The sequence below is a fragment of the Zavarzinia aquatilis genome, from assembly GCF_003173035.1.
In the GTDB taxonomy this organism is placed as follows: Bacteria; Pseudomonadota; Alphaproteobacteria; order Zavarziniales; family Zavarziniaceae; genus Zavarzinia; species Zavarzinia aquatilis.
In genome coordinates this window covers 107,452-130,194 of record NZ_QGLE01000007.1, presented here as the reverse complement: position 1 = coordinate 130,194, position 22,743 = coordinate 107,452, and the positions used below count along the sequence as shown (strand labels likewise).

General features: G+C 66.2%; 25 protein-coding genes and 1 tRNA gene. 11 read left to right on the top strand and 15 right to left on the bottom strand.

Annotated features, from left to right (window positions below; genetic code table 11):
* Positions 1-56: 56 nt before the first annotated feature.
* Positions 57-132: transfer RNA gene (locus DKG74_RS13225), tRNA-Lys, on the top strand.
* Positions 133-157: 25 nt separating this feature from the next.
* On the opposite strand, the gene DKG74_RS13220 is transcribed toward DKG74_RS13225, so the two are convergent.
* Genes DKG74_RS13220 through DKG74_RS13210 form a run of 3 tightly spaced genes read right to left on the bottom strand, consistent with a single transcriptional unit; the run spans position 158 to position 961 of the window.
* Positions 158-334 carry a DUF1328 domain-containing protein gene (locus DKG74_RS13220; protein ID WP_109906554.1) on the bottom strand — a complete coding sequence of 59 codons (177 nt, stop codon included), beginning with the start codon at positions 332-334 and terminating at the stop codon, positions 158-160.
* Positions 335-363: 29 nt separating this feature from the next.
* Positions 364-660 (bottom strand): hypothetical protein, encoded by a 297-nt coding sequence (locus DKG74_RS13215; RefSeq protein WP_109906552.1) that lies wholly within the window; start codon positions 658-660, stop codon positions 364-366.
* A 4-nt stretch (positions 661-664) separates the two neighbouring features.
* Complete coding sequence (locus DKG74_RS13210; protein ID WP_133251589.1) at positions 665-961, bottom strand: hypothetical protein; 297 nt, start codon at positions 959-961, stop codon at positions 665-667.
* Positions 962-1,702: 741 nt separating this feature from the next.
* On the opposite strand from DKG74_RS13210, the gene DKG74_RS13205 reads away from it, so the two are divergent.
* Positions 1,703-2,242 (top strand): hypothetical protein, encoded by a 540-nt coding sequence (locus tag DKG74_RS13205; RefSeq protein ID WP_133251588.1) that lies wholly within the window; start codon positions 1,703-1,705, stop codon positions 2,240-2,242.
* A 261-nt stretch (positions 2,243-2,503) separates the two neighbouring features.
* Here the strand turns inward: DKG74_RS13205 and DKG74_RS13200 are convergent, their stop codons facing one another.
* From DKG74_RS13200 to DKG74_RS21795, 3 genes are all read right to left on the bottom strand, one after another.
* A complete protein-coding gene (locus DKG74_RS13200; RefSeq protein ID WP_109906546.1) occupies positions 2,504-3,523 on the bottom strand; it encodes an OmpA family protein in 1,020 nt (339 codons plus the stop codon).
* Between the two features lie 128 nt (positions 3,524-3,651).
* Complete coding sequence (locus DKG74_RS13195) at positions 3,652-4,644, bottom strand: OmpA family protein (protein WP_165837673.1); 993 nt, start codon at positions 4,642-4,644, stop codon at positions 3,652-3,654.
* Positions 4,645-5,237: 593 nt separating this feature from the next.
* Positions 5,238-5,645 (bottom strand): hypothetical protein, encoded by a 408-nt coding sequence (locus tag DKG74_RS21795; RefSeq protein ID WP_165837672.1) that lies wholly within the window; start codon positions 5,643-5,645, stop codon positions 5,238-5,240.
* A 201-nt stretch (positions 5,646-5,846) separates the two neighbouring features.
* Here DKG74_RS21795 and DKG74_RS21790 point away from each other — a divergent pair, with 201 nt between their 5' ends.
* From DKG74_RS21790 to rarD, 3 genes are read left to right on the top strand one after another with little or no spacing between them, the layout of a single operon-like run.
* Positions 5,847-6,344: a tetratricopeptide repeat protein gene (locus DKG74_RS21790; RefSeq protein WP_165837671.1), complete on the top strand. Its 498-nt coding sequence runs from the start codon at positions 5,847-5,849 to the stop codon at positions 6,342-6,344.
* Positions 6,341-6,658 carry a hypothetical protein gene (locus DKG74_RS13175; RefSeq protein ID WP_109906536.1) on the top strand — a complete coding sequence of 106 codons (318 nt, stop codon included), beginning with the start codon at positions 6,341-6,343 and terminating at the stop codon, positions 6,656-6,658. The genes DKG74_RS21790 and DKG74_RS13175 overlap by 4 nt, the downstream gene beginning before the upstream one ends.
* A gap of 30 nt (positions 6,659-6,688) precedes the next feature.
* Complete coding sequence (gene rarD / locus DKG74_RS13170; RefSeq protein WP_109906534.1) at positions 6,689-7,609, top strand: EamA family transporter RarD; 921 nt, start codon at positions 6,689-6,691, stop codon at positions 7,607-7,609.
* A 19-nt stretch (positions 7,610-7,628) separates the two neighbouring features.
* Here rarD and acmB read toward each other — a convergent pair whose 3' ends face one another.
* From acmB to DKG74_RS13150, 4 genes are all read right to left on the bottom strand, one after another.
* Positions 7,629-8,825 carry a methyl acetate hydrolase AcmB gene (gene acmB, locus DKG74_RS13165; protein WP_109906532.1) on the bottom strand — a complete coding sequence of 399 codons (1,197 nt, stop codon included), beginning with the start codon at positions 8,823-8,825 and terminating at the stop codon, positions 7,629-7,631.
* 105 nt (positions 8,826-8,930) lie between these two features.
* On the bottom strand, positions 8,931-9,728 hold the full coding sequence (locus DKG74_RS13160; protein ID WP_109906530.1) for an enoyl-CoA hydratase/isomerase family protein: 798 nt from the start codon (positions 9,726-9,728) through the stop codon (positions 8,931-8,933).
* Between the two features lie 21 nt (positions 9,729-9,749).
* On the bottom strand, positions 9,750-11,840 hold the full coding sequence (gene recG / locus DKG74_RS13155; RefSeq protein WP_109906528.1) for an ATP-dependent DNA helicase RecG: 2,091 nt from the start codon (positions 11,838-11,840) through the stop codon (positions 9,750-9,752).
* Between the two features lie 57 nt (positions 11,841-11,897).
* Positions 11,898-12,383 carry a hypothetical protein gene (locus tag DKG74_RS13150; protein WP_133251585.1) on the bottom strand — a complete coding sequence of 162 codons (486 nt, stop codon included), beginning with the start codon at positions 12,381-12,383 and terminating at the stop codon, positions 11,898-11,900.
* 10 nt (positions 12,384-12,393) lie between these two features.
* Between DKG74_RS13150 and DKG74_RS13145 the strand changes: the two genes are divergently transcribed.
* The 4 genes from DKG74_RS13145 (at position 12,394) to DKG74_RS21500 (ending at position 14,283) form a co-directional block, all read left to right on the top strand.
* Positions 12,394-12,768 (top strand): CPCC family cysteine-rich protein, encoded by a 375-nt coding sequence (locus DKG74_RS13145; RefSeq protein ID WP_341475860.1) that lies wholly within the window; start codon positions 12,394-12,396, stop codon positions 12,766-12,768.
* Between the two features lie 42 nt (positions 12,769-12,810).
* Positions 12,811-13,152, top strand: a complete 342-nt coding sequence (locus DKG74_RS13140; protein ID WP_109906522.1) for a low molecular weight protein tyrosine phosphatase family protein — start codon at positions 12,811-12,813, stop codon at positions 13,150-13,152.
* A 125-nt stretch (positions 13,153-13,277) separates the two neighbouring features.
* Positions 13,278-13,667 (top strand): DUF29 domain-containing protein, encoded by a 390-nt coding sequence (locus DKG74_RS13135; RefSeq protein ID WP_109906520.1) that lies wholly within the window; start codon positions 13,278-13,280, stop codon positions 13,665-13,667.
* A 133-nt stretch (positions 13,668-13,800) separates the two neighbouring features.
* The gene (locus tag DKG74_RS21500; RefSeq protein WP_133251584.1) at positions 13,801-14,283 is read left to right on the top strand and encodes a hypothetical protein; all 483 of its coding nucleotides are present in this window, start codon (positions 13,801-13,803) and stop codon (positions 14,281-14,283) included.
* A gap of 616 nt (positions 14,284-14,899) precedes the next feature.
* Here DKG74_RS21500 and DKG74_RS13125 read toward each other — a convergent pair.
* A complete protein-coding gene (locus DKG74_RS13125; RefSeq protein ID WP_109906518.1) occupies positions 14,900-15,220 on the bottom strand; it encodes a type II toxin-antitoxin system RelE/ParE family toxin in 321 nt (106 codons plus the stop codon).
* A complete protein-coding gene (locus DKG74_RS13120; RefSeq protein ID WP_109906516.1) occupies positions 15,207-15,452 on the bottom strand; it encodes a type II toxin-antitoxin system ParD family antitoxin in 246 nt (81 codons plus the stop codon). Before DKG74_RS13120 ends, DKG74_RS13125 begins: the two co-directional genes overlap by 14 nt.
* A 143-nt stretch (positions 15,453-15,595) precedes the next feature.
* Here DKG74_RS13120 and DKG74_RS13115 point away from each other — a divergent pair, with 143 nt between their 5' ends.
* Positions 15,596-15,862: an FAD assembly factor SdhE gene (locus tag DKG74_RS13115; RefSeq protein ID WP_109906514.1), complete on the top strand. Its 267-nt coding sequence runs from the start codon at positions 15,596-15,598 to the stop codon at positions 15,860-15,862.
* A 118-nt stretch (positions 15,863-15,980) separates the two neighbouring features.
* Positions 15,981-19,463, top strand: coding sequence for a transcription-repair coupling factor (mfd, locus tag DKG74_RS13110; RefSeq protein WP_109906757.1), 3,483 nt, complete (start codon positions 15,981-15,983; stop codon positions 19,461-19,463).
* Between the two features lie 10 nt (positions 19,464-19,473).
* Here the strand turns inward: mfd and DKG74_RS13105 are convergent, their stop codons facing one another.
* The 3 genes from DKG74_RS13105 to DKG74_RS13095 are packed head-to-tail and all read right to left on the bottom strand — an operon-like array spanning position 19,474 to position 22,723.
* Positions 19,474-20,715 (bottom strand): ABC transporter permease, encoded by a 1,242-nt coding sequence (locus DKG74_RS13105; RefSeq protein WP_109906512.1) that lies wholly within the window; start codon positions 20,713-20,715, stop codon positions 19,474-19,476.
* Positions 20,712-21,632 (bottom strand): ABC transporter permease, encoded by a 921-nt coding sequence (locus tag DKG74_RS13100; RefSeq protein ID WP_109906510.1) that lies wholly within the window; start codon positions 21,630-21,632, stop codon positions 20,712-20,714. The genes DKG74_RS13105 and DKG74_RS13100 overlap by 4 nt, the downstream gene beginning before the upstream one ends.
* Positions 21,633-21,637: 5 nt before the next feature.
* On the bottom strand, positions 21,638-22,723 hold the full coding sequence (locus DKG74_RS13095) for an ABC transporter ATP-binding protein (RefSeq protein WP_109906508.1): 1,086 nt from the start codon (positions 22,721-22,723) through the stop codon (positions 21,638-21,640).
* Positions 22,724-22,743 lie beyond the last annotated feature (20 nt).

Sequence of the window (22,743 nt, the reverse complement as noted above, 5' to 3'; positions counted from 1 at the left end):
GGCTTTTCCTATGGTGCCCAGCCGCACGGAGCTTGATTCTCCGTCAGGGCCAGCGTGAGCCGGTAGCTCAGTCGGTAGAGCACGTGACTTTTAATCATGTGGTCGCGGGTTCGATTCCCGCCCGGCTCACCAGTCCCCGATCGCGGCGCCCGCACCCTTACAAGGGGGGGCGGCGCCCGCGGATGGCGCCCGACAGCGCACTGATCAGGAACAGCGCGATCGCGACGAAGAAGATGATCTTCGCGATGCCGATGGCCGTGCCGGCGATACCGCCGAAGCCGAGCACAGCGGCGACGATGGCGATGATCAGGAAGGTCAGAGCCCAGCTCAGCATGATTGTTCTCCTTTGAATGCGCGGCGGCGTCAGCGGCGGGCCGCGTCAGCGACACCGGTCAGGGTCGAGAGGAACACGGCGGCCAGCGGGTGCTCGGCCGCGAGGGTAGTGAGATCCTTCAATACCGGCGCAGGCGGCGCGCTTCGCCGGCGCACGGGCACCAGCAGCAACGCGGCGAGGCCAAGGGCACCGGCACCCACCGTCAGGGCGGAGAGCGCCGGCTCGATATGAGGCACCAGCGCGAGGAACAGCCCGTAAGCACCAAAGCCGATCCCCGCTGTCAGCAGCAGCGCGGCGACGAAGCCGAGCGCCAGCCGGGCCGCCATGGCATCAGCCCCGGCGCAGCAAGGCAGCGCCGATCAGCGTGCCGATGCCGAGGGCGACGCCGCAGGCAAGCGCGGGTTTCGCCCGAACCGCCCGGGCGATGCCCTCGGTGCCGGCCTCGACGAACGCGCGGGCCTGGTTGCCGGCCGCCTTCATGTCGTCGGCGACGGCGATCGTGCCATCCCGACCGGTTTGCTGGACGACCCGGGTCAGTTCGGCGAGGGTCTGGCGCAACTGGTCGATATCGGCGCGAAGGGGCGCCGTGTCACTTTCGTTTTCCCGACGGGCGGAAGCCTGGGTCATGTCTTCGTCCTTTCCTGTCTGGCGGATGGCGGGCAAGCGCGCACCTGTTCCGAAGATGACGTTGAATCATCCTTCAGTACAAATCTGGCCTTGTGCCGTCCTGTTTCCCGGATTCTTATATTATCCCGGGTATTTACAGTCATGGTGGCGATAGTATGCCATAATCCGGGCCGCCATCTGTGGCGATAAGCCCGTATTTTTTGGCCGACCTTGCGAAGGAAAGCCAGGGGGTGGGCATCAATGCTCAATCGCCATCCCGTTATAGCAACGCTGATGGGGATAGTATTGTTCCCGCGGCGGTGGACGTGCCGGTGGATGTGTCGCCCGGACGGAGGCGCCCCGTGGCCTTGAGAAAATTGCGGCAACAGCGTGGCGCGGGTGTGGTCTTCGCCATCTTGTTGCGTTGCCGCGGTCGATTTCTCCGAATTTCAGGCTGAATTCGGTGCCAAATTGCCGCGATTATCGAGATAAGTCCTGCCGATGGGTGGTTTTTCTCGCCCGTGGAGTCAGCGCTGGTGTATTCCTATGGCTATTCTGATTCGTCTGTAGCAGGGGGCAGTTGGTATGTCGTCGACCCGCATCGCCTATTTGGCTTTGACTGTGGCGCTCGGCTTGCAGGCTTGTTCTTTTTCTTCCAAGCCCGAGAGTGCCGTAACCGACGTGAAACCGGCGGAGCCGGCGCCGGTCGTCGTCGCGGCCGTGCCTGAGAATATCGGTCCGATCGTCCCCGGCGGCCCGCCCATGCCGAGCCGCAAGCCGACCGCCGCCGCGGGCGCCACGATCGCCGTGCCGCGCCCGGCCATTCCGGCAGTTTCCGCTTCCGCGGGTGCGCCCCGTATCGGCCCGGGTGCACGAATCCTCGCCGACAATGTGGCGCCGACCGTGTGCCGCAAGCCGGACGAGGCGATGGCTGACGATGTCCGCCGTTTGCAGACCGAACTGATGGTGGCCGCCCTGAAGTGCCATTCGGTTCAGGAGCTGAAGATCGCCGACAAGTACAACAGTTTCGTTCGCAAGTTCTCGGACGAGATGGTCAGCCAGACCAAGGCGCTGCAGTCCGTGTTCAAGCGCCAGTATGGCTCGGCCTACATGAAGCAGTTCGACATTTATGTCACCGCGCTCGCCAACGAAATTTCGCAGCGCAGCCAGCAGACCCCCGGCTACTGCAAGCAGATCGGCGATCTTCTCGATCTTGCCAACGCGGTGAAGCCGAAGGAAATCGGTGGCTTCTCGGGTCAGGCGCCGCTGATCGTGCGCACCTCGCTGAACAAGCCCTGCTGATCTGATCGCAAATCAAAAGAGGCGCGCCGGAGCGATCCGGCGCGCCTTTTCTTTTGTCCCAGGAGAGCCTTTTGGGTTGAGAGGCCATCGTCCCTCCGGCGAAGGCCGGAGTCTGTCGGCGAGAAGGGCGCTATTCCGGGCGCGAGATCACGGCCTGCGTCGGGAAATCGGTGCAAAAAATAGGGGCTCGGCTGACAGCCAGGCAAAGAAAAAGGGCGCCGGATTGCTCCGGCGCCCTTGATGGCTTCGAGAGTCCGCAGATTACTGCAGGACGATCTCGACGCGGCGGTTCTGCGGCTCGCGGACACCGTCGGGGGTCGGGACGAGCGGAGCGCTTTCGCCCTTGCCGATGGTGACGATGTTGGCCGCCGGGACGCCGAGGCCGACGAGGACGGCCTTGACCGCCTCGGCGCGCTTCACCGAGAGCTTCTGGTTGTAGCGCGGCGAACCCGAGCGGTCGGCGTGGCCGGTCAGCTCGAGACGCGCGACGCCGAGCGAGGTCGCGGCGTTGGCGGCGTCCTGAATGATCGCCTGCGCTTCCGGGGTGATCGCGGTCGAATCCCAATCGAAGAACACGATGTAGGAACGAGCGACTTCCGCCGGGGCGACAGGGGTCGGAGCCGGGGTCGGTTCCGGCGCCGGGGCAGCGCCCGTGCCGAAGTTGTAGGTCAGGCCCGCCATGATGTTGTGCGTGGCGTATTCGCCATCGACCTTGTTGCCGGCCGTGTCCTTGAAGGACGGGTCGAGCGTCGCGAAGTAGCGGTAGTCGACGAACAGCGACAGGCCGGTGGTGATCGCCACCTTCACGCCCGCGATGCCCTGATAGGCGAACTGCACGTCATCGTCATCGACGGTGACGCCGCCGCCGACGATTTCGTTGGCATAGACCCAAGCCGCGCCGGCACCGACGCCGATGTAAGGCGTGAAGCGCGACGAATTCTCGAAGTCGTAGAGCACGTTCAGCATCAGGGCGAGCGACGAATAGTCGCCGTTCAGGTCGACATTGCCCGGATCGAACTGATCGGCGTCGTTACGACGGTAGGTCACTTCGGCTTCGACGCGCGGACGGCCGAAATCGTAGCCCATCGCGCCGCCAGCGGCCCAGCCGTTGTCGGTCGACAGGTCACCGTCGAAGCCGGCGCCGGTCGAGTCGGCGCTGAGGTCCGGCTGCATGACATAGCCGCCGAAGGCGCTGATATAGGGGCCGACGCGGTCGGCGTGCGCGGCGGCACCGGCGACCATGATCGCGGCGGCACTGACGAGACCAAGGGTAATCCGCATGGTTATCTCCGTTTCGACTTGATTGTTGCTTCTCTAGAAACCCGTAAGGCGGAACGTCTCTACACGTTCCGCCTCGCGGCATAGTGTACCGGAGGGGCTGGCGATTGGTCCACCGGCCCCGCGCGGTTTTACGGCAGGACGATTTCCACGCGGCGGTTCTGCGCCTCGCGGACGCCGTCCGGCGTCGGGACCAGCGGCGCGCTTTCGCCCTTGCCGACGGTCGAGATGCTGTCGGGCGAGACGCCCAGGGCGATCAGTTCCGCCTTCACGGCCTCGGCGCGCTTCAGCGAGAGCTTCTGGTTGTAGCGCGGCGAACCCGAACGGTCGGCGTGACCGGTCAGCTCGATGCGGGTGACGCCCAGCGACTGCGCGGCGGAAGCCGCATCGCGGATGATCTGCGAGGCATCGGCCGTGATCGCGGTCGAATCCCAGTCGAAGAACACCATGTAGGAGCGGGCGAGCGCCACCGGGGCCGGTTCCATCGGCGCCGGCGCCGGTTCCGCCATCGGGGCGGGGGCGGGCGTGCCGAAGTTGTAGGTCAGGCCGGCGGTGATCGTGTGCTGTTCGTATTCGAACTTGGCGCCATCGAGGTCGGCCTCGAGGGTGCGGAAGTAGCGATAGTCAACGACCGCCGAGAGATTCTCGGTCAGCGAGACCTTGGCGCCCACGATGCCCTGATAGGCGAGGGCGGTATCGGACGCGCCGTCATCCTCGAGATGGCCGAAGCCCATGCCGAAGCCCATGTAGGGGGTGACGATCGAGCTGTTCTCGAAATCATACAGCGCGTTGATCATGCCCGAGATCACGGTCAGGTCGCCCTGAACCTTCACCGGGGGGAGGGCGCCGACCGTCCGCGTGTCGTAATCATTGGCACGGTAAGCACCTTCGAACTCGACGCGGGCGCGGCCGAAGTCGTAACCGACGGCGGCACCGGCGATCCAGCCGTTTTCGAACGACTGATCGCCATGAGCACCGCTGGGATCGAAGTCCACGCCGACGTCCGGGTTGATCGTGTAACCACCGAAGCCGGTGATATAGGGGCCCGACACCACATCGGCCTGCGCGGTGGCACCCGCGACGAGGAGTGCTGCTGCGCTAACCAGACCAAGGGCAAGTCTCATGACCGTCTCCGTTGCATATCTACGTTTTGTAAACCTGTAGCCACCATACTCAGCAGCGCAGCGAGTGACACAGGCTAATGTCTCCATAAAGCGGCACTTCGGCCCAAATTGACGCATACCGTCTTTGAAACGCCACCAAAGACTATGGTTACCGCGCCAAACGGACCCAGGTTGCTTTGCAGGGGCAATGTATTCCCGGGACTTAGAGGCGACAACTGACGAAGTAGGCAGCAAGGCGGCCGCGCCGGAACTCGGACCGGAGTGTTGCGACCTCGCCACAGCCCATGTGGCCGCAAGGCGACAAAGAGACGCGCTTTCGGGCGATGAACAGGTATCAGGCGGAGGTCTTCATGGCGAATCGAAGGGTATTCATGCTCGTGGCCCTGGGCTGTCTCGGTCTCGGGGCCTGCGAATCAACATCGCTGTTCGGTGGCGACGCTCCGGCCTGGCCCGGCGCGGACCGCGCCGCCTATGACGCCATGCGAAGCTCGACGCAGTGCCGTCCCACCCTCGGGACGCCGGACTGCCGTGTGGTCGCCGTGCAGGAAGCCGGGGCGCCCCAGGCCCTGGGACGTCCCGCGAACTGAAACGGCCTAGAGCGCGCGCAGGCGGACTGCCAGCGCCTGCACATAGCGGCGATCCTGTTCGTCGAGACGGCCGGCCGCGAGGTCGGCGCTGAAGCTTTCGAGATCGGCGCGGGTTTCGGCCGACAGGCTGTCGAGGCGCAGCAACCTGTCGAGCGTTCGGGCGATGCTGGCGTCGGCTGTGTCGGGAGTCGGCGAATCGCCATCCTCGTCGTCGAGGTCGATATCCCCATGATCGAAATCCGGCGCGAAATCGTCGCCGTCACGCATGGGGTAGGCGATGAGATCCTGCCAGTCGAGACCGGCGGCATCGACGAGGGCAGCGGCCTTGCGGGCGCTGTCGAGGGCGAGATCGGCATCCTCCGCACCCAGTCGGCGCAGAAGGTCGATCAGCTGTTCGCGTTGCTCACGGTCCATGGTTCGTCCTCGAGGCTGCTCCGGCGGGAATCGCTCCGCCGGCCCGGCATGATAGGACGCAATGCGCGGTCCGGCACCTGTCGCGGCGGAAAATACGGGCCAATCGGCGGCATCAAGAGACGATACAGGTCTGCCCTGCGCTGTCCGGGGCTTGCCTTCCCGGCAAAACCTCTCGATGGTGTCGCGGCAATGGAGAAGAAAATGCCTGTCATGTCCAACCGCCTCGCGGCGGGCCTCTGCGCGGCCGTGGTCCTTCTGACCGGTGCCCGGGTGGCCTTCGCCGACCGCGAGGCCGGGGTCAAGGCCATGAATGCCGGTGACTATGCCACCGCCATGACCGAATTGCGCCCGCTGGCCGAGGCGGGCGACGCCGCGTCGCAATTCGACGTCGGCGCCCTTTACGACAATGGCATGGGGGTTCCCGCGGACCAGGTCGAGGCCGCGCGCTGGTACCAGCGCGCCGCGCGCCAGGGCGATCAGACCGCCATGTACAACCTCGCCGTCATGTACGAGGAGGGGGTCGGCGTCGGCAAGGATCTCGTCCAGGCCTATGTCTATTATGCCCTGGCGGTCGAGCAGGGCCCGCCCTATGCCGCGCGCAATCGCGACAAGGTCAAGGGTCTGCTGACGCCGGACGAGCTCGCCCGCGCCGACGATCTGGTGGCGACCTTCAAGCCGCTGCCCGAGAAGCGGCCATGAGGCGGCCCTTCAATCCGGCCCGTCCGCGCCGCGCGCGCCGCCGTCCGCCTCATGTCCCGACGATGCCCCGCTTCATGCCCGGGCGGGCCGTGCCGGATGAGATCGAATCCGCCATGGCCGAAGCCGAAGTGCTGAGCACGGCCCGTCAGCTCGTCGACCGCTATGGCCGGGAAGCCTCGTCGGTCGCCCTGATGCGGGCGGCTGAATTCGCGGCCTTCGGCGACCGCGAGAACCACGCCGCCTGGGAAGCCGTCATGGTCGCGGTGGAATTTCTTCTGGCGGCGCGTCCCGACCTCGGACGCGGCCTGCACTGACAGCGGCCGCAAGGCCGGGAGCTTCTGAAGATGAGCTTTCCATCAGGCGATGCCGCGGTCCCGGCAACGTCGCGTACCGCCTTTGTCGGCGCGGGCTACGCCGTCGCCGCCTATCTGACCTGGGCCTTGCTGGCGCTCTACTGGAAGGCGCTGGCCCATGTTCCCGCGATCGACGTCATGCTGCACCGGGCGGTCTGGTCCGTGCTGTTCATCCTGGTGCTGATCGCCGTCAGCGGCCGCCTGCCCATGCTGGCGGGAACCTTGCGCAAGCCGAAATCGCTGGCGGTGCTCGCCGCCACGGCCGCGCTGCTGGCCTCCAACTGGTATATGTTCATCTGGGCGATGCAGTTGAATTACGCCCTCGAGGCCAGCCTCGGTTATTACATCAACCCGCTGGTCAATGTGCTGCTTGGCGTCGTCATCCTGCGCGAACCCCTGTCGCGGATCCGGCGGATCGCGGTCGGGCTTGCCACTGTCGGGGTCACGCTGCTTTCGGTCTCCCTTGGCGTGCCGCCCTATCTCGCGCTGTTTCTCGCGCTCACCTTCGGGCTCTACGGGCTCCTGCGCAAGATGGCGCCGGCCGATCCGCTGGTCGGCCTCGCCATCGAGAGCGGCTGGATGGCGCTGATCGCCATTCCCTGGCTCTTGCTGCGGGAAAGCGAAGGTTTTGGCGGCATGGGGCGCTTCGGCCCCGGCACCGACGCGCTCCTTGTGGCGGCGGGCGTCGTCACCGCGGTGCCGCTGATCTGGTTCAACGCCGCGGCCAAGCGGCTGCAACTGTCGACCCTCGGCCTGTTTCAGTATATCGCGCCGACCGGCATGTTCCTGATCGCGGTCTTCATCAACGGCGAGGCGCTGACCACGACCCATATCGTCACTTTCGTGCTGATCTGGGCCGCGCTCGGTCTCGTCGCCTTCGAGACGCTGCGCAACCGGGCACGGGTCGCCTGATCCCGCGCCCGGCGCCCCGTCAGGCCGCGCGCGCCCTGGCGAGGCTGGCGTAGGCCGCACCCTCGAAGGCGAGGTAACCGCCGACCGAGGCGGGATCGGCGAAGGGCAGGATCTGGGTCGCCCAGAAGCCGCCGAGACCCTGCTTGCGGTCGATCCAGTAGTAGAGATTGGCCAGCCCGGCCCAGGCCAGCGAGTTGGCGCTGCGCCCGGTCGGCGCCGCCTCGTCGTTCAGCATGAAGCCGAGAGCCCAGGACTTGCTCATGCCCGGGAAGAATTCGGCATCATGGGTCAGGGCGGGGATGGCGGTCGAAAGCGCGGTCACCTTCAGGTCGCCGAGGCCGTTCTTCACCGCCATGTCGATGGTCTCGGGCTTCAGCACCCGGCCGAATTCGCCCCGTCCGTCGCCCAGCCACAGGCGGATGAAACGCATGTAGTCGCCGACCGTGCCATGCAGGCCGGCACCGCCCAGGTCAACCTCCGGCGGGTTGGGCAGGCGCAGGGTGGGGTCGGCGATCAGGCTGCCGTCGTCCAAGCGGTGGTGAATGGTGGCGAGGCGCGCCTCCATGTCGGGGCGGGGCGCGAAGGCCGTATCCTTCATGCCGAGGGGGGCGAAAATCCGCTCTGCCATCACGTCGCCAAGGCGCTTGCCGCGCAGGGATTCGATGACGAGGCCGGCCCAGTCGATGCCGATGCCGTAATGCCAGCGCTCCCCCGGCTCGAAGGCGAGGGGGGCCATCAGGGCGGCCTTGGTCGCCGTGATGATCATCGGCAGGCCGGTCGCCACCTCGAAATCGCGGATCTTCTCGTTGAAGAAGGAATAGCCGAAGCCCGAGGTGTGGAGCAGCAGCATCCGCGTGGTGATGTCACGCTTTGGCGCGCGCAGCACCGGCTTGCCCGCAGCATCGAAACCGTCGAGCACCTGAATCTGCGCGATCTCGGGCACGTAGCGGCTGGCCGGTGCGTCGAGATCGAGGAGGCCTTCCTCGACCAGTTGCAGCGCGGCGGTGCTGGTCACCGCCTTGGTGCAGGAGAACAGGGCGAAAACCGTGTCCGTGGTCATCGCCTGAGGCTGGCCGAGGCAGCGCAGGCCCGCCGCGCCCTCGTAAATCGTCGTCTCGCGGTCCGTCGCCATGGCGACGACGCCCGGAATGCCCGGCCCGGTGCCGACGGTGCCGCTCAATACCGCGTCCGCCGCGGCCTTCAGGTCCTTGTTCATGACAATCCTCCCGTTACCGGGGCGGCCGTCGTTGCTCGCGGCGCCCCCGGCGGGGAGTATGGCCGGAATTGCCGCGCAAGGCTCCCCCCTATCGGGTAGGCGGGCTCAGTCGGCGATGTCGCGCTCGCCCCGGTTCAGGTCGTGCAGCCGGGCGAGGGGCTCGTCTTCCTGCAAAAGGGCGAGGAAGGCCGCCCGCTCGGCGGCGATGCCTTCCGCCAGCGGCAGGTCGGCGGCGCCCCGGATCAGCTGCTTCAGGCGCGCGGTCGCCGGGCGGTACTGGTCGGCGAAACGCCCGGCCATGATGGTCGCCGCGTCGATGGCGAGATCGGGCGCCATCTCCTGGGCGATGCCCATCTGCAGCGCCTGCACCGGCGAGACGGTGCGGCCCATCAGCATGAGTTCGAGCGCCCGGGCCTGGCCGATCAGCCGGGGCAGCCGCTGGCTGCCGCCCGCGCCGGGGACGAGGCCGAGGTTGGCGTCCGGCAGGCCGAGGGTATAGCCATCGTCCTCGACGATGCGGATGTCGCAGGCAAGCGCGATCTCGAAACCGGCGCCGATGCAGGTGCCGTTGATCGCGGCGATGAAGGGCAGGGGGCTGGCCTCGATCCGGGCGAGGGTATGGGCGAGCAGGGTCGCCACCGGCAGCGGGTCTTCCCCCGGCGACTGTTTCGTCATGCGCAGGTGGCGGGAGAGGATTTCCAGCTCCTCCGCCGAATAATGGCTGGCGAAGACCCCGGCCTCGCCCCCGGTGACGACGACGGCAAAGACCGACGGGTTGGCCTCGATGGTGTCGAGGGCGAAGCCGAGCTGTTCCACCGTCACCCGGTCGACATGGCCGTGGGGCGGATTGCGAAGCACCAGAAGGGCGATGCCCTCTTCGATGCGGACCGAGACCTGGGGCATGTGACGTCCCTCGTGATAAGCCTAGCCCGAGGCGAGATAGCGGACCGCCGCATCCCGCTCGAACAGATAAAGCAGATGGCGCAGGGCCTGTCCCCGCGGCGATTCGAGCTGCGGGTCGGTCTCCAGCACCAGTCGGGCGTCATCATGCGCGATTTCCATCAATCCCGCATGACGGTCGAGATCGACGAGGCGGAATTCCGGCACGCCCGATTGTTTGGTGCCGAGAATCTCGCCCGCGCCCCGGATCTTCAGATCGGCCTCGGCGATGACGAAGCCGTCGTCGGTATCGCGCAGGGTCTCCAGCCGCTGGCGCGCGGTCTTGCCGGCATTGTCCGCCATCATCAGGATGCAGAAGGATGCCTCGCTGCCGCGGCCGACCCGCCCGCGCAGCTGGTGCAGCTGGGCAAGGCCGAAACGCTCAGCCTGTTCGATGATCATCACCGTGGCATTGGGCACGTCGACGCCGACCTCGATCACCGTGGTCGCGACCAGGAGGCGGAGGGCGCCCCCGGCGAACTCCTGCATCACCCGGTCCTTTTCCGCCGCCTTCATGCGACCGTGGACGAGGCCGACGGCCGCGCCGAAGCGGGCGGCGAGATGGGCGAAACGATCTTCGGCCGCCGCCGCGTCGCTGGTCTCCGATTCGGTGACCAGCGGGCAGACCCAATAGACCTGCGCCCCCCGGTCGAGGGCGCGGGCGACCGCCTCCACCATCTCGTCGAGGCGGGAGAGGGAGACGACGCGGGTGTCGATCTTCTGCCGCCCCGCCGGCTTCTCGGTCAGGCGCGAGACATCCATGTCGCCGAAGGCGGTCAGGGTCAGGGTGCGGGGAATGGGCGTCGCGCTCATGACGAGGACGTCGAGCCCGTCCTCGCCCTTGGCGGCGAGGGTCAATCGCTGGTCGACGCCGAAGCGGTGCTGCTCGTCGATGACGGCAAGGCCGAGGTCGCGCCAGCTCACCTCGCCCTCCAGCAGGGCATGGGTGCCGACGAGAATGTCGATCTCCCCCGTCGCCAGTTCGGCCAGCAGCCGGCGCCGCGCGGCCCCGGTGTCGCGCCCGGTGAGCACGCCGAGGCGAAGCCCGGCCGCCGCGCACAGGGGGGCCAGGCTCTTGCCGTGCTGCCGGGCGAGGAGTTCGGTCGGCGCCATCAGGCAGGCCTGCCGTCCGGCCTCGACCGCGATCGCCATGGCGAAAAGCGCGACCACGGTCTTGCCGGCGCCGACATCGCCCTGCAACAGGCGCAGCATCCGTAAAGGCGCGGCGAGGTCGCCGGCGATCTCGGCGATGGCTGTCTCCTGCCCGGTGGTCAGGCAGTAGGGCAGGGCGGCGCGCAGCTTCTCCTGCACCGCGCCGGTGCCGATCACCGGCCGCCCGCGCTGGCGCCGCAACTGCCGCCGCACCAGCGACAGCGCCAGCTGATTGGCCAGCAATTCGTCATAGGCGAGGCGCTGGCGCGCGGCGCCGTCGGGCGAGACATCCTCGGCCGTCTTCGGCTTATGCAGGGTCTCGAAAGCCTCGCGCCAGGGCGCCCAGCCTTCCCGCGCCAGCAGGTGGCGGTCCTGCCATTCCGGCAGGTCGCCCGGCGCCCGCGCCAGCGCGCCCTGCACGATCTTCGCCATCACCCGCGCGCCCACCCCGGCCGACAGCGGATAGATCGGCTCCAGCGGCGGGATCTTGCCCGCGTCCTCGGGCGCGACGACGTGATCGGGGTGGGGCATCTGCAACTGGCCCTCGTAAGCCTCGATCCGGCCCGAGATCACCCGCGTGGCACCGATGGGCAGCAGGCGCGACAGCCAGTCGCCCTCCGCCTTGAAATAGACGAGGTGCAGCTCGGCCGTGCCGTCGCTGACCACGACGCGGTAGGGCGCCCGCGCGCCCCGGCCGGGCCGGTGGCTCTCGACCGTCACCGTCAGGGTCGCGACCTCGTTCACCGGCGCTTCGGCGATGGAAGGCCGCAACTGCCGGTCCACGAGGGCGAAGGGCAGGTGAAACAGCACGTCGATCACCCGCTCTCCGCCCACCGCCTTGGCGACGGGCTTGGCCAGCTTCGGCCCGACCCCGGGCAGGGTCGTCAGCGGCGCGAACAGGGGGAAGAGGGCGGCGGGACGCATGGCCGATGGTTATCGGGTTTTGCCTGAGGGCTCAAGCGGGGGCGCGGACGGGGCGTGTCAGGGCCGGGCAGGGGCGACGGCCGTGACCTTGTGCTCGAAGCTGGTGAAATGGATGGTGAAGCCGGCGCCATCGGCGAAATGGATTTCGTGGGTGACGATGCCCGGGCGGTCGATCCTGATTTCATGGGCGATGATGTCGCCATGGACCGGCGGCCGGCGATAACCGTGGGTCTCCGGCCGCACCTCGGCATAATGCAGGTCGTAGCCGACCACGCCGCCATAGGTGATATGGATGTCGCGATCCCCTTGCGGTCCGAGATAGCACGTCTCGACCACGATCGAGGTCCGGCGGCCGTCGTCACCCTCGATTTCGCGAATGACCAGCGATTTCAGCGAAGCGTCGTGCAGGCTGGTCGGGCTGGAAAAGCTGTAATGGGCTTCATCGGTGGCGAAGGCATGGACAGGCGCCGGCAATTGCCCCCGGATCGTTTCCAGATAGGCGAAATAGGGCACGAAGTCCCAGACTCCGTCGTCTCTCTGCACCAGCCGTTTCATGGCGGCGGAGCATAGGCGTGGCGGGCGCGGACGGGAAGGCCGGGCTTTTGCATCTCGACGATGCGATACTGCTGTCGTTCCTTGCTGCCTGTCAGGAAAAGGAGAAGGCGGCCCGCCGCCCACCATGTTGAAGCCACCTTATCGCTGCCCCTGTTGCCGGAGCCGGACCTTCTACGAGCAGGGGGGCCTGGAGATTTGCCCGGTGTGCTTCTGGGAAGACGACGGTCAGGGCGATCTCGACGCCGACGAAGTCCATGGCGGCCCCAATGGGTCACTGTCGCTCACGGCGGCACGGCGCAATTACGCGGCGTGCGGCGCCTCGGACCCGCTTTACCAGGACAGCGTCCGTCCGCTGACAGAAGATGAACGCTAGACGCCCCGCGCCGACGGCGGCGACACCCCGGGAAGCCCCCTGATGCCCAACATCCTCTTCGTCTGCGGCAAGGCGCGAAAGCGCAGCCCGACGGCGGCCGAGGTCGCCGCGGAAATCCTCGGCGCCCAGACCGATTTCGCCGGCCTTAGCGCCGACGCCGACGAGCGCCTCGGCACCGAACAGATCGACTGGGCGGATATCATCGTCGTGATGGAGAAGGCCCAGCGCAACCGCCTGAAGCGCCAGTTCGGCACTCTGCTGGGCGACAAGCGCGTGCTGTGCCTCGACATCCCGGACCGATACGAATTCATGCAACCCGAACTCGTCACCCTGATCCGGCAGAAATTGCGCCGGCTGTTCGCGGGGGCGACGTCGGCGGGGTAGGGGACCGCGTCGCCTGCAACCCCGGCGTCATTCCGGCGAGGGCCGGCAACTCATTCGGGACAGGCGCCTTGCCGGGGATTTCGGTTGGCCCCATAGTATCGCGGTGAATGAGGAGAGGTGCCCTCATGGCCGTTACCAACCGCAGCCTCTACCACCGTGATTTCTACGCCTGGGCCAACGAGCAGGCGGCCTTGCTGCGCGCCGGCAAGCTTGACAAGGCCGACATCGCGAATATTGCCGAGGAGATCGAGAGCGTGGGGCGCGGCGAGAAACGCGAACCCGTCAACCGCCTCGCCCACCTGCTGAAATGGCGCCAACAGCGGATTCATCGCTCCCCCTCATGGCAGGCGACGATCCGCCTCCAGCGCCGGGCCCTCGCAGATCACCTCGCCGATAATCCCAGCCTGAAAACCCTGCTGGACGAAGCCGTCACCCGCGCCTACGGCACGGCGGTCATCGAGGCGGGCGCGGAGACTGGGCTGCCGGAGGCGAACTTTCGGGAGGCTTGTCCCTAGGATGCGGAGGCAATTCTCGATCCGGCGTTTCTGTCGGAAGGGTGAGGATAGAAAGGGGGGATGAATTGAGCATAATGTCGGCTTGGCATGAGTCCTCTTGACCTATGTTCATTTATGATGTGTGGAGAATAGAATGGCCATTCCGAAGAATTTTCCTCTCCAACAGGGGAGTTTGGATTATTTCTGCAGTATATATGCTTCATTGAATCTTCTCCATCTCAAGGGGAGGTTGGATAATATTGATGACGCTAGTGTGTTATTCAAAGAAATAATATATAATATTGCGGAATCTGATGATGGTGATATCGCTGGTTATGTTACTGAGGGAATTGATCCGGTCCAAATACCATGGTTGCTGGTGGCCTCAAGAATTGTGGAAATAGAGGATTGTGTTATTGAAATAGAAGCTAATATGATTAGGGAAAATATTCCCGCTCTTGTTTTTCTGTGCTGCGAGGACGGATTCACTCACTATACGGTAGTTAATGGCATGAAGGAAAATGGAGAATTTACTCTCTTTGATAGTTATGGGTTCTCAGGAATTTCTCTTGGTGACGCCGGGTTTATGCTCAATGGTGTATTAATCAAGGAACTGCAGGCTTGGACGACACGCTAAAATCCTAGGCGCTGTTGACAAAAGGGATTCCCAGGCGAGCTGAGGCGTGATTCAACACTGGTCTTTACGGAGACCAGTGTCATGCGTGGCGACCTGACGGACGAGGAATGGGCGATCATCGGGGGCTTGCTGCCGCCCGAGCGAGTGCGTTGGTCGCGGCCGGCTCAAGACATCGGCGCTTCCTCAACGGTATGCTCTATGTGTTGCGGGTGGGCTGCCCAAGGCGGGACATGCATGAGCGCATGGCAAATGGAACTCGGTCTACGTCCGTTTCCGCCGTTGGGCCGAGCAAGGCGTATGGGATGCCTTGCTGGAGACGTTGGTTGATCTGGGCCTGACCGACGACTGGCACACATGATCTACAGCACCACGGTCCGGGGCCACAGTCAGGCCGCTGGCGCAAAAGGGGGACTCATAAGGAAGGTTTTGAGTGTTAAGGGGACACTATACTATGAGTGTTAAGGGGACACTATACTAAACTGGCCTTCATTTCTCCCGCGCGCTTCAGGTGCTGTGCGCGGTTTCGGTTCGGCATCGGATAGCGAAGGGTCGATGGCACTACGGTCGTCCTGGCGGCTGTGGAGGGGCAAGCCCCACCTCGCGGCACCTTGCATCGCTACGAGTCCGCCGTCTTGAGGATCGAGAGCCAGTCCTGTCGCCCGCCCAGCAGGCGCAGGATGGCGATGTCTGTGTCGGCGATTGTGTAGACGATCAGATGGCTTTGATGGACGTGGATGCGGACGGGCGGCGTGAATTCGCCGCGCTCGCGGGCCAGGGTCGGCATCCGGGCGATAGCCTCGAAGGAGCGGGTCAGGTCGTCGAGGTAGCGGTCCGCCTGTTCGATCGACCATGTTGCCGCCGTGTAGCGCCAGATGTCCTCGAGATCGGCCAGGGCCCGAGGGGAAAGGCAGTAGGCCGGGGGCTCAGCCGGCGCCATGGCCCGCGCGCATCCGCCGTTTGAAATCGGCGGTGTCGAGGGGTTGGGGTTCGCCGCTCTCGACGCCCTCGGTGATGGCGGCTTGCAGGGTTGCCAGCGCGGTTTTTCGTTCCTGATCCTTGCGGATCAGGTCGCGGACATAGTCGCTCGCATTGCTGTAGAGGCCGCTTTCCGCCTGACGCTCGACCCAGGCTTTCATCGCATCCGGCAGGGAAACATTCATCGTCGCCATGAGGGGTAGCCTCCCGTTCGCGGCTTGCGGCCGGCATATGGCAAAGTTTGCCATGAAGGTGGCGACGAGGGAAGCCGGGCCGTACGCGCCCACCCCAACCTCCCGCGTGACAGCGGGCGGCGAGCGCCCTATATCTTGCCGCCATGCAGGATGACGAACTCGATATCAGGCGGCGGCGGGCGCGGTTCCGGTCGTGGCATCGTGGCACCAAGGAGACCGACATCATTCTCGGGCGCTTCGCCGATGCCCATGTCGGCGGCTTCGGGGCGGCGGATATCCTCGCTTACGAGGCGCTGCTCGAGGAAGAGGACCCGGATATCTACGCCTGGGTGACCGGCACCGCGCCGGTGCCCGAGCGGATGCGGGGGCCGGTCATGGACCTGCTGCTGGCGTTCCAGGTCCACTCCTGATCCCGTTCCGCCCGTGTTGTCCCCCGCTTCGTTCCCCCTCGCTTCGCTGCTCGACGACCGGCCGCGGCTGACCGTCGCCAATGCGCCCGAGGGGGTGGACGCCCTTGCCATCGCCGAGATGGCGCGGCAGTGCGACGTGCTGCACATCGCGCGGGAGGAGGCGCGGCTGCACGCCCTTGTCGCCGCGCTCTATTTCTTCGCGCCCGATCTCGAGGTGCTGGTGCTGCCGGCCTGGGATTGCCTGCCCTATGACCGGGTCTCGCCGGGGGCGGAAATCACCGCCCGGCGCATGGATGTGCTGAGCCAGCTGGCCCTGCCGAAGAAGACGGCGGGCGGGCGCGTCGTGCTCGTCTCCATCGAGGCGGCCCTGCAGCGCCTGCCGCCCCGGGCCGCCATCGCGGCGCAGAGCTTCCGGGCGGCGGTCGGCGACGATGTCGCCATCGACGGGCTGGCTGCCCATCTCGTCCGCATCGGCTATGTCAAGGTCGGCACGGCGGGCGAGCCGGGCGAATTCGCCGTGCGCGGCGGCATTGTCGACATCCTGCCGCCGGGGGCGGAGGAGGGCTTCCGCCTCGACTTCTTCGGCGACACCATCGAGAGCATCCGCCGCTTCGATCCCGCGAGCCAGCGCACCACGGGCACGGCCGGGGAAATCGCCCTGGTGCCCGCCTCGGAAGTGCCTTTCGATCCGGAGTCGATCCGCCGCTTCCGCCAGAATTACGTCGAGCTGTTCGGCGCCATCACCGAGGAAGACCCGCTCTACGAGGCGGTCTCGGCCGGGCGGCGCCATGCCGGCGCCGAACATTGGCTGGCGCTGTTCCACGAGCGGCTGGATTCGATCCTGGACTATTGCCCCGGCGCCCTGGTGACCGAGGATGCCCAGCTCGACGCCGCGATCGAGGCGCGCCTCGCCCTCGTCACCGATTACCATGCCGCCCGCGTCGCCGCCCGTGGTCAGAAGACGGTGGTCATCCAGGGCACGGTCTACAAGCCGCCGCCGCCCGGGCTGCTCTATCTGACCGGCGATACGCTGGAAAAGGCGCTGGACCGGCGCCGGGTGCGGATTTTCGAGCCCTTCACCGCGGCCAAGGCCGCCATCGACCTGAAGGGCAGGCCGGGCCGCGATTTCGCGCCGGAGCGGGCGCAGGGCGGCAGCCCCTATCAGGCGCTGGCCGGCCATCTCGCCGCCACCGTGCAGGCGGGCAAGCGGCCGGTGGTCGCCGCCGCCTCCACGGGCTCGCGCGACCGGTTGATGATGGTGCTGCGCGATCATGGCATCGAGCCCATCATGGCGGTCGACAGCGCGCAGGCCATCGCCGAGCTGCCGCGCAATTGCGTCGCGCTCTGCATCCTCAATGTCGATCACGGTTTCGAGACGGCGGAGATGGCCGTCGTCTCGGAACAGGACCTGCTGGGCGACCGGCTGATCCGCGCCTCTCGCCGGGCGCGCAAGGCCGACAATTTCCTGACCGACGCCACCACCCTGTCGATCGGCGATTTCGTCGTCCATGTCGATCACGGCATCGGCCGCTTCGAGGGGCTGAAGACCATCGAGGTTACGGGCGCGCCCCACGACTGCCTGCATCTGACCTATGACGGCGGCGACAAGCTGTTCCTGCCGGTCGAGAATATCGAACTGCTCACCCGCTATGGCTCGGGCGACGGCGAGGTCCAGCTGGACAAGCTGGGCGGCGGCGCCTGGCAGGCACGCAAGGCCAAGCTGAAACGGCGCATCCGCGAGATCGCCACCCATCTGATCGACATCGCGGCCAAGCGCGCCCTGAAGACGGCGGCGCGGCTCGATGTCTCGGACGGGCTCTATCAGGAATTCTGCACCCGCTTTCCATACGAGGAGACCGAGGACCAGCTGAAGGCCATCGCCGACGTGATGGCCGACATGACCTCGGGCAAGCCGATGGACCGGCTGGTCTGCGGCGATGTCGGTTTCGGCAAGACCGAGGTCGCCCTGCGCGCCGCCTTCATCGGCGCCCTGTCGGGCAAGCAGGTCGCCGTGGTGGCGCCGACGACGCTGCTGTGCCGCCAGCATTACGCGACCTTCTCCAAGCGTTTCGCCGGGCTGCCGGTGCGGATCGGCCAGCTCTCCCGCCTCGTCAGCGCGAAGGAAGCGAGTGAGACGCGAAAGGCCCTCGCCGACGGGGATGTCGATATCGTCATCGGCACCCATGCGCTGCTCGGCAAGACCATCGCCTTCAAGGACCTCGGCCTTCTCATCATCGACGAGGAGCAGCATTTCGGCGTCAACCACAAGGAGCGGCTGAAGCAGCTGCGCGCCGATGTCCATGTCCTCACCCTGACCGCGACGCCGATCCCCCGCACGTTGCAGCTCGCCATGTCGGGTGTGCGCGAGCTGTCGATCATCGCGACGCCGCCCGTGGATCGCCTGGCGATCCGCACCTTCGTCATGCCTTTCGATCCCGTGGTGATCCGCGAGGCCCTGCTGCGCGAGCATTACCGCGGCGGGCAGAGCTTCTATGTCGTGCCGCGCATCGCCGATCTCGACGATGCCGCCGAATATTTGCGCGAGCATGTGCCCGAGGTGAAATTCGTCAAGGCCAACGGCCAGATGCCGCCGGGCGAGCTGGACGACGTGATGAACGCCTTCTACGACGGCAAGTTCGACGTGTTGCTGGCGACCACCATCGTCGAATCCGGCCTCGACATTCCGACCGCCAACACGCTGATCGTGCACCGGGCCGACATGTTCGGCCTCGCCCAGCTCTATCAGATCAGGGGCCGCATCGGCCGCTCCAAGAACCGCGCCTTCGCCTACCTGACGACTCCGCCGCGCATGAAATTGTCCTCGACGGCGGAGCGTCGGCTGGAAGTGCTGCAATCGCTCGAGGAACTGGGCGCGGGCTTCACCCTCGCCAGTCACGATCTCGATATCCGCGGCGCCGGCAACATGCTGGGCGAGGAACAGTCGGGTCACATCCGCGAGGTCGGTTTCGAGCTTTACCAGGAGATGCTGGAGGAGGCGATCGCCAATGCCCGCCTCGCCGGTGGCGGCAAGGACGAGGCGGATGACGGCGAATGGTCGCCGCAGATCAACGTCGGCGCTTCGGTCCTGATCCCGGAAGGTTACGTCGCGGATCTGGAACTCCGCATGGCGCTGTACCGCCGCATTTCCCGCCTCGAGAACCGGGGCGAAATCGACGGTTTCGCCGCCGAGCTGATCGACCGTTTCGGTCCGCTGCCGGACGAGGTGAAGAACCTGCTCTCCATCGTCGAGATGAAGGCGATGGCGAAACGTGCCGGGATCGAGAAGCTGGACGCCGGGCCGAAGGGCGGCACCGTCACCTTCCGCAATCAGGCCTTCGCCAATCCGGCCGGCCTCGTGCAGTGGCTGTCGAAATCGGCGGGCACGATCAAGCTGCGCCCCGATCAGAAACTCGTCTGGTTGCAGGACTGGTCGGACCTCGACAAGCGCCTGAAGGGGGCCTTCCACCTCGCGCTGCGCCTCGCCGAAATCGCCGACGCCGGGCCGGAGAAGCCGGTGGCGCCGATCGCGGTGCAGCCGGCCCGCCCGGCCGCGGCGCCGCAACAGAAGCGCCCGTTCGCGCCGCCGCCGAAGCGGCGCTGAGCTTTACTCGTTATTGGGCGGGCTTGCCGCCGCTCAAGCCGTCGGGGGCGAAGACGCCGCCGAAGGGGGTCGCGGGCGCGGGGGCCGGCTTCGGTGCTGCCGGGGCGGGCGCAGGTGCGCCGCCAAGACCGCCGGGGGCGAAGACACCGCCGAAGGGTGTGCTGGGCGCCGCGCTGCCGGCGGGGGCCGCGGGGGCAGGGGCCTGCTGCTGCTGTTGCTGGGTGCGGGCGCGCATCTCATCCTGCAGGCGCTGCTGCTCCAGCAGCTTGGCGTCGAGGATCGACTGTTCGCAGGCCTTGGAGTCATGGCCCTTGCCGTAATAAACCGCGATCCCGGCAAGGGCGAGCAGCAGGGCACCGACCGTCGCCGGGTGGCGGATGAAGGCGGCCGCCGGATTGGCCAGGATCGCCTGCGCCGCCGCGCCACCCTGAGCGAGGGCCTGGGCCCGGCGCTGATACGCCTCGTGGACGATGGCGCCGATCAGCGTCGTCGCGATGATGACGACGGCGACGGCGGAAATCGACGGGTCGATGCCGAGGCGGACCTTGGATGCGAGTTCCGTGGTGAAGGTGCTTTCGGCGACGATGGAGAAGACCGTCGTGTTGTAGTTCTCGAGCGAGGCAAGGAAGGCGAGCACCGCGCTCGAGAAGATCGCCGGGCGCAGGAAGGGCAGCAGGATCTTGGTGAAGGCCTGGGCCGGCGTCGCGCCCATGTCCAGCGCGGCCTCGGTCAGCGTATGATCGAAACGCTGCAGCCGGGCCATGAACACCAGCATGGAATAGGCCGAGATGAAGCAGACCTGACCGAGGATGGTCAGGAAGAAGCCATCGAAGAAGATCGAATCGAAGCCGAAGCCGAGACCGCTGCCGATGCGGCCCCAGAACAGCAGGGTCGAAATGCCGATGACGATGCCGGGCATCAGGATCGGCGAGATGAAGACGGTATAGAGGATGCCGCGCAGCCGGGGGCCGACTTCCGACAGGGCAAGGGCGCCGGCGAGGCCGACCGGGGTCGCCAGGGCGACGACGCCCGCGCCGATGATCAGCGAATTGCCGAGGCCATGCAGCAGCTTGGCGTCGTTCGCCAGCTTGCCGAACCAGTCCGTGGTGAAACAGTCCCACGGCAGGATGCGCGGGAAGGACGACGAGTTGAACGCCGTCACCACCATGATGATCAGCGGCCCGAACAGGAAGCCGAAGAACAGCAGGCAGAAGGCGATGGTGCCGAGGCGGTTGAAGGCGGTGGAGGTCATCGGCCGATCTCCCCGATCGAGACCTTGAACACCCGCATCATCAGGAAGGTGAACAGGATGCAGACGGCGACGAGAATGACCGCATAGGCGGAGCCGCGCGCCCAGTTCGAGGCTTCGTTGAACCACTGGTAAACCAGCTGGGTGAACCACAGGTTCGATGGCCCACCGAGGATCTGCGGCGCGGCGAGGGAGCCCGTGGTCAGCATGAAGACCATGGTCGAGCCGGACGCGATGCCGGGCTTGGCCATCGGGATCACCACGCGCCAGTGGATGCGCCACCAGCTCGCGCCCATGTCGCGCGCCGCCTCGATCTGGTTGCGGTCAAGGGCTTCTATGGCGTTATAGATCGGGAAGATCATCAGCAGGATGTAGGCATAGGTCAGCCCGGCATAGAGCGCGACATCCTCGCGGATGAAGTCGATGGGGTCGGACCACAGGCCAAGGGCGAGGCCGACGCCATTCACGAGACCGGTCGAGCCGAACAGGATGCGGAAGGCAAAGGCGCGCAGCACCTCGTTCACCCAATAGGGCACGATCAGGCCGATGATCATCAGCCGCGCCGCCTGCGGTTTCGCGCCGTGAGCCAGCACATAGGCGATGGGGTAGCACAGGATCAGGTCGAAGACGGTGACGACGACCGAGGCGATCACCGTCTTCGCCATGATCGTCAGATGCAGCGTGTTGAAGCCGCCGTCGTTGCCGAACAGGAAATAGGCGTAGTTGGAGAGAGTATAGACATCATTGGGGCCGCCACGTTCGGCCGGCGGCAGATTGTGCCCGAAGGACATGTCGATCATCGCGATCTGCGGCAGCAGGATCAGGATGAAGACCCAAAGGCTGATCACGACAGCAACGAAGCTGCCGACGCCAACGCCATAACGGTCGAACAGCGCCTTGAAATCGTAAAGGAGACGCATGGCCGTCACCCCTTGGCCAGCGGCCCGTCGGGCAGCACGAGCGCGCTCTCGACGTCGAAACCGGCTTTGACCACGCCATCCGGCACATCGGGCATCCGGCCGTCATTCACCAGCATCATGCGCAGGCGCAAGTCCCCGGCATCGAGCAGGAGATGGCGGGCGTTGCCCTCGAATTCATCGCCCGCCAATTTCGCCTGGATCACATTGGCGGCGCCGCCATCGGGGCGCAATTGCTCGGGACGGACAAAGAGCAGGCAGGTCTCGCCGATAGGGTAATTGCGGCCGCCAGCGGCGATGCCGCGCAGGCGCAGGCCCGACGCGCTTTCGATTTCCACCACGTCGCCGTCGCGCGCGGTCACCTTGCCGGCGATCGCATTGGTCTCGCCGACGAAGGAGGCGACGAAGGCCGTCTTCGGCTTGTCGTAGAGGGTGACCGGGTCGGCGACCTGCTCGATCACGCCCCGGCTCATCACGGCGACCCGGTCGGACATGGTCAGGGCCTCGCCCTGATCGTGGGTGATGTAGATGAAGGTGAGGCCAACCCGGCGCTGAATCTCGCGCAGCTCGGTCCGCATGTGCTGGCGCAGCTTGAGATCGAGGGCCGACAGGGGCTCGTCGAGCAGCAGGATGTCGGGCTGGACGGCGAGAGCGCGGGCGATGGCGACGCGCTGGCGCTGGCCGCCCGACAGCTCGGTCACCTTCTTGTCGCCCTGACCGGCAAGGGCGATCAGGTCGAGCAATTCGTCCGCCCGCTTGCGCCGTTCTTTTTTCGAGACGCCGCGCACCTCGAGCGGGAAGGCGATGTTTTCCGCCACCGTCATCAGGGGGAACAGGGCGAGGTTCTGGAAGATCAGCGCGGTCGGCCGCTTGTTGGGGCCGACGCCCCTCATGTCGTCACCGCCGATCAGCACCCGGCCTTCGGTCGGCTGGACGAAGCCCGAGACGCAGCGCAGCAGGGTGGTCTTGCCGCAGCCGGACGGCCCGAGGAAAGAAAAGAATTCGCCACCGGCGATCTCGAGGTGAGCGTCGTCGACCGCGAGATAATTGCCGAAGCGGATCGAAACATGATCCAGGGTGACGGTCTTGGTCATGCACGCATCCGATCAGGGCA